We start from the raw sequence: 5,944 nt of genomic DNA, 5'->3' as shown, positions 1-5,944 counted from the left end.
CGCCTCGAAGTTGTCGCCCTCGTACAGGAACTGCACGCGCACGGCGGACTCGTCATAGCCTTCCAGGCCGTCGTTCGGGCCGGTGCCGGTGTTCTTCACCCAATCGTCGCGACGCTGGTACAGCGCCGACACGCGGGCCGACCAGCGCGCGCTCAGCGCGCCGCCGACGGCGGCCTCGACGTTCCACAGGTTGTCGCTGCCGTAGCCGACCTTGCCGTAGCCGTTGAACTCCTGGGTCGGGCGCACCGAGTCGAACTTCACCACGCCGGCCGGGGTGTTGCGGCCGAACAGCGAGCCCTGCGGGCCGCGCAGCACTTCCACCTGCTCCACGTCGAAGATCGGGAAGCCCTTCAGGATCGGGTTCTCCTGCACCACGTCGTCGTACACCAGCGACACCGGCTGCGAGGTGTTCAGGCGGAAATCGGTGTTGCCGTAACCGCGGATGTAGAAGCGCGGGAACGCACGGCCGAACGAGGATTCGATGTTGAGGCTGGGCACGCGGCCGGACAGGTAGCGCACGTCGGTGCCGCCGGAGGCCAGCGCGTCGAGCTTCTCGCCGCTGACGGTGCTGATCGAGACCGGCACGTCCTGGATGTTCTCCACCTTGCGCGCGGCCGTGACCTTCACGGCGTCCAGCGTGGCGGCTTCCTTCTGTGCGGGGGCGGCGTCCTGGGCCATCGCGGCCAGGGGGAGCAGGGCGGCTACAGCGACGAACAGCGGATGCGCAGCCGGGAAGCGGCCGCGGACGGTACGGGTCGGGGACATGGCGAAGAAGGGCCTGTTGGGAGGAATGGGGAACTGCGCCTAGCACGGAATTGTTGCAGTACAACATTCGTATCGCAATCGTTCAGGTATTCAGACGCATGACGCCTGTCAGGGGTGAAAAAGCCACCGCACTGCATAGACTTGGGCTTCCTTACCCACACCAGGCGATGCGCCATGACCCAGTGGTATTTCCATGTTCCCGGCCAGTCCGACCGGGTCGGCCCGCTCGATGAGGCAGCGGCCCGCGCCTACGCCCAGGCCAACCGCCAGGCACTGGCCTGGCGGACCGGCATGCAGGGCTGGCAGCCGGTCGGCGAAATCGCCGAGTTCGACGGCCAGGCCGCCCCGCCGCCGATGCCGCCGCCGGTCGGGGGCAACCGTAGCCGGGCCGATGATATCGACTTCCGCATCGTCGGCCATGAGATGCAGTTCGTCGAAATCGAACTGGACCCGGGCGAGAGTGCCATCGCCGAAGCCGGCGCGCTGATGTTCAAGGACGCCTCCGTGCAGATGGACACCGTGTTCGGCGACGGCCGCCACGAGGGCCAGGGCGGCGGCTTCATGGACAAGCTGCTGTCGGCCGGCAAGCGCGTGATCACCGGTGAAAGCCTGTTCGCCACCGTCTACACCCATACCGGCCAGGGCAAGGCCAAGGTCGCTTTCGCCGCGCCCTACCCCGGCACGGTGCTGGCCATGAAGCTGGACCAGCACGGCGGCAAGCTGGTCTGCCAGAAGGACAGCTTCCTGGCCGGCGCCCGTGGCGTGCAGGTCGGCGTGCACCTGCAGCGCAAGGTGATGACCGGCCTGTTCGGCGGCGAGGGGTTCATCATGCAGAAGCTGGAAGGCGACGGCTGGGTGTTCGTGCACGCCGGTGGCTGCGTGGTCGAACGCGAGCTGGCCGCCGGCGAGCGCATCGACGTGGATACCGGCTGCGTGGTGGCCTACCACGCCGGCGTGGACATGGACGTGCGCCGCGTCGCCGGCCTGAAGAGCATGTTCTTCGGTGGCGAAGGCGTGTTCCTGGCCACCCTGACCGGCCCGGGCAAGGTATGGCTGCAGTCGCTGCCGTTCTCGCGCCTGGCCGGCCGCATGTTCGCCGCCGCCCCGCAGGGCGGTGGCCAGAGCCGCGGCGAAGGCTCGGTGCTGGGCGGGCTGGGCCGCATCCTGGACGGTGACAACCGCTTCTGAAGCCGTCATGGTCCCTGGCCCGGGGGCGCTGTGCCTGCCCGGGCGACGCCTGGCGTCCTTGCCTGTGCGTGGCCGGTTGTCTACCCTCCGCGTTCGTTTTCCGGGGGGAACCGGCCACGCATGGACGCACACGACAATATCTACGCACCCCCACAGGTGCCACTGGAAACCCGCTCCGCCGAGCGCCCGGCACTGCCGCCGTTCTACGTGGTGTCCCTCCGCAAGCTGGTGCTGCTTTCCATCGCCACCGTGGGGCTGTATTCGCTGTACTGGTTCTGGCGGCACTGGAAGCTGCACAAGCTCGACCGGAAGCTGGACATCTGGCCGGTCCCGCGCGCCATCTTCGCCATCTTCTTCGCGCATGGCCTGAACGAGGAAATCGACCACCGGCTGCGGCGCGCGGGCCAGCGCCACGACTGGTCGCCGGGCACGTGGGCCACGGTGTACGTGGTCTCGGCGATCATCGGGCAGATCATCAGCCGCCTCCCGGATGCCATGCTGGCACCGGGCCCGAGTTTCGGATTGGCCATGCTGACCGTCGGCGGCGGCACGCTGGCGATGGTCCAGGCCCAGCGCGCGGCCAACCTGGCCTGCGGCGACCCGACGGGCTCGGCCAATGCCCGGCTCACGCCGCTGAACTGGCTGTGGCTGGTGCTCGGCGGCCTGTTCTGGTTGCTGGTGCTGGTGGGCCTGGCGCTTCCCCTGGGCGACAGCTGAGCCGGGGCCCCCTGGCCCAGCGAAGCCCCGCCTAAACGGCGCGGCCACCGGCACGGTCCCTGCCCGGCGCAAAGCGCTATGCTGGCGCCCTTTTCAACGCCCCCTGTTCATCATGAAGCCGCGCAACGCCCGCCTGCTGCTGTCCCTTGCCCTGTTCGGCCTGCTGGCCGCATGCGGTGGTGAAAACACCAAGCCGACGCCGCCGCAGGCGGCGCGACCGAGCACCCCGCTCAAGCCGGTGAAGATCGGCGTGGCGCTGGGCGGCGGCGCGGCCAAGGGCTTCGCCCACATCGGCGTGATCAAGATGCTCGAAGCCAACGGCTTCGAGCCGGTGGTGGTGTCCGGCACCAGCGCCGGCAGCGTGGTCGGCGCGCTGTACGCCAGCGGCATGGATGCCTTCCAGATGCAGCAGAAGGCCGTGGCCCTGGACGAGGCCAGCATCCGCGACGTGCGCCTGTTCTCCGGCGGCCTGGTACAGGGCCAGAAGCTGCAGGACTACGTCAACGCCCAGGTCGGCAACAAGCCCGCCGAACAGCTGCGCAAGCCGTTCGCGGCGGTCGCCACGCAGCTGGAGACCGGTGACCGCGCGGTGTTCGTGCGCGGCAACGTCGGCCAGGCGGTGCGTGCTTCCAGCTCCATCCCCGGCGTGTTCGAACCGGTCACCATCGGCGGCAAGACCTACGTCGACGGCGGCGTGGTCAGCCCGGTGCCGGTGGATGCCGCGCGCCAGCTCGGCGCCGAGTTCGTCATCGCCGTGGACATCTCCAGCCGCGCCAACGGCCAGCGCCCGACCAGCCTGCTCGGTGCGGTCAACCAGTCCATCACCATCATGGGCCAGCGCCTGGGCGAGCAGGAGCTGGGCCGCGCCGACGTGGTGATCCGCCCGGCGGTGCTGGACATCGGTGCGGCCGATTTCGAGCAGCGCGGCCGCGCCATCCTGGAAGGCGAGAAGGCCGCGATGGCCGCGATGCCGCAGATCCGCGCCGGCGTTGCCCGCCTGCAGCAGGCCCAGGCCACGGCGATCCGCACCGCCGAAGCCCGCACCGCCGCCGCCCAGGCCGAAGCCCATCAGCGTTGCCAGGACAGCCGTTCGCGCATCGAGAAGCTGCGCGGCGTGGTCAAGGACTGCAGCGCCCCGGCGCGTTGATGCTTCAAGCCCCTCCCCGTTGGCGTAGCCAAGGGGGAGGTTGGGAGGGGGCGCTTCCGGTTCTGCGCAGTGGATGACATCACCGCAGAAAGCGCCCTCACCCCAACCCCTCTCCCGCACACGGGAGAGGGGCTTCAAAGCTGCAACATCCGTTCATTACCGCCCCAGCTGCGACAGCGGCAGCGCGCGGAACTCCTTGACCGTGCGCAGCACGAAGCTGGAGTTGACGTCGGCCACGCCGGCCGCATCGAGCAGCTTGTCAAGCAGGAAGGCCGAGAAGTGGTCCAGGTCGCGCACGTAGACGTGCAGCAGGTAGTCCATGTCGCCGGTGAGCGCGTGGCAGGCCACCACTTCATCCCACAGCTGCACCGCCTCCACGAAATGATTGATGGCCGCCTGGCCGTGCTTGGACAGCTGCACCCGTACGAACGCCTGCAGGCCCAGCCCGATCGCGCGCGGCTCCAGGCGAGCGCCATAGCCGGCAATGACACCCTCCGCTTCCAGCCGTTGCACCCGCCGCAGGCAGGCGGACGGTGACAGGTTCACCCGTGCTGCGAGCTCGGCATTGGTGGCGCGCCCATGCTGCTGTATTTCGGCAAGAAGCCGAAGATCCGTGCGATCAAGCGTGATTGAAGCCATGTTTGTTGCTCCGCAACATTGAATTGCCGCAACAATATTGCGCCAGGAGCCGCTGACGGCGCAATTTCGCAAACCTGTTGCGCGGCAGGCTTCCTACCATGCGGTTATCTATTCCCTTATGGAGCTGCCGCCATGGAAGCCAACCCGCGCCGCGTCGAACACCAGCAGACCGACAAGGGTTACGTGCCGGTCTATACCACCGCCGTGGTGGAACAGCCGTGGGACAGCTACAGCGCCGACGACCATGCCACCTGGAGCACGCTGTACCAGCGCCAGCGCGAGCTGCTGGTCGGCCGTGCCTGCCAGGAGTTCCTGGACGCGCAGGACGAAATGGGCATGAGCGAGCACATGATCCCGCGCTTCGACCAGCTCAACGAAGTGCTGGGGGCCGCCACCGGCTGGACCCTGGTCGGCGTGGAAGGCCTGCTGCCGGAACTGGATTTCTTCGACCACCTGGCCAACCGCCGCTTCCCGGTGACGTGGTGGATCCGCCGCCCGGACCAGATCGACTACATCGCCGAGCCGGACCTGTTCCACGACCTGTTCGGCCATGTGCCGCTGCTGATGAACCCGGTGTTCGCCGACTACATGGCCGCCTACGGCCGTGGCGGGGTCAAGGCGCATGCGATCGGCCCGGAGGCACTGCAGAACCTGACCCGCCTGTACTGGTACACGGTGGAGTTCGGCCTGATCAACACCGCCGAGGGGTTGCGCATCTACGGCGCCGGCATCGTCTCGTCCAAGGGCGAATCGCTGTACTCGCTGGAGTCGGCCGCGCCCAACCGCATTGGCTTCGACCTGGAGCGGATCATGCGCACCCGCTACCGCATCGACACCTTTCAGAAGAGCTACTTCGTCATCGACGGCTTCGAGCAGCTGATGGCCGCCACCGACCCGGACTTCACCCCGATCTACGCGCGGCTGGCCGCGCAGGAGCACTTCCCGGCCGGTGACATGCAGGACGGCGACCGCGTGTTCCAGCGCGGCACCGGCGAAGGCTGGGCCAGCGACGGCGACGTCTGAGCCACGCAGCGCCTCCACGCTCCCGGGGACCGCGGCCGCCGGCACTCACTCCGCCGGCGATTGCATCCGCGGCGACGGCGTCGGCCGGGCTCCGCGGCGCCCGCCGTACTTGCGGTTCAAGCCGTAGCCGATGAGCACGGCCACCAGCACCGGCGCCGCCCACGGGAACAGCTCGATCAGCAGCGGCGGCACGCGCGTGTGCGACTGCAGCCACTGCCACACCGGGCGCATGCCGATGCTCAGGAACGCCACATGGGTGGCAATGCCCGCCCCCAGCATCGACTGGTAGTGCTGGCGGAACGCCCAGTCCGGCCGCCCCGGGCCACGGCGGCTGAAGTTCCACATGCGCCAGCCTGCCCACAGGCCGATCACCGAAAAGCCCAGGAACAGCATCTGGCCGCGCTGCACGCCCACCACCAGCACCGCCCCTGCCAGCAGCACCATCGGCCACAACGCCAGCTTCCA

At 68.6% G+C, this 5,944-nt stretch carries 7 protein-coding genes; 4 read left to right on the top strand and 3 right to left on the bottom strand.

From position 1 onward, the window contains the following. The coding region (locus tag VA603_RS01635) for a TonB-dependent receptor plug domain-containing protein (RefSeq protein WP_323437751.1) at positions 1-765 on the bottom strand (765 nt) is incomplete at its 3' end. A gap of 174 nt (positions 766-939) precedes the next feature. Between VA603_RS01635 and VA603_RS01630 the strand changes: the two genes are divergently transcribed. From VA603_RS01630 to VA603_RS01620, 3 genes are all read left to right on the top strand, one after another. Next, complete coding sequence (locus VA603_RS01630; protein ID WP_323437750.1) at positions 940-1,953, top strand: TIGR00266 family protein; 1,014 nt, start codon at positions 940-942, stop codon at positions 1,951-1,953. Between the two features lie 120 nt (positions 1,954-2,073). Continuing rightward, on the top strand, positions 2,074-2,670 hold the full coding sequence (locus tag VA603_RS01625; RefSeq protein ID WP_323437749.1) for a hypothetical protein: 597 nt from the start codon (positions 2,074-2,076) through the stop codon (positions 2,668-2,670). Positions 2,671-2,779: 109 nt separating this feature from the next. Further along, complete coding sequence (locus VA603_RS01620) at positions 2,780-3,817, top strand: patatin-like phospholipase family protein (RefSeq protein WP_207911836.1); 1,038 nt, start codon at positions 2,780-2,782, stop codon at positions 3,815-3,817. 156 nt (positions 3,818-3,973) lie between these two features. Here VA603_RS01620 and VA603_RS01615 read toward each other — a convergent pair whose 3' ends face one another. Further along, complete coding sequence (locus tag VA603_RS01615) at positions 3,974-4,456, bottom strand: Lrp/AsnC family transcriptional regulator (RefSeq protein ID WP_323437748.1); 483 nt, start codon at positions 4,454-4,456, stop codon at positions 3,974-3,976. Between the two features lie 132 nt (positions 4,457-4,588). Between VA603_RS01615 and phhA the strand changes: the two genes are divergently transcribed. Next, on the top strand, positions 4,589-5,479 hold the full coding sequence (phhA, locus tag VA603_RS01610) for a phenylalanine 4-monooxygenase (RefSeq protein ID WP_323437747.1): 891 nt from the start codon (positions 4,589-4,591) through the stop codon (positions 5,477-5,479). 45 nt (positions 5,480-5,524) lie between these two features. Here the strand turns inward: phhA and VA603_RS01605 are convergent. Beyond that, positions 5,525-5,944 (bottom strand): hypothetical protein (locus tag VA603_RS01605; RefSeq protein WP_323437746.1); only part of this gene is annotated, 420 nt, incomplete at its 5' end.

Source organism: Stenotrophomonas capsici (assembly GCF_034961085.1).
Classification (GTDB): domain Bacteria; phylum Pseudomonadota; class Gammaproteobacteria; order Xanthomonadales; family Xanthomonadaceae; genus Stenotrophomonas; species Stenotrophomonas capsici.
This window is presented reverse-complemented; position numbering and strand designations above follow the sequence as displayed.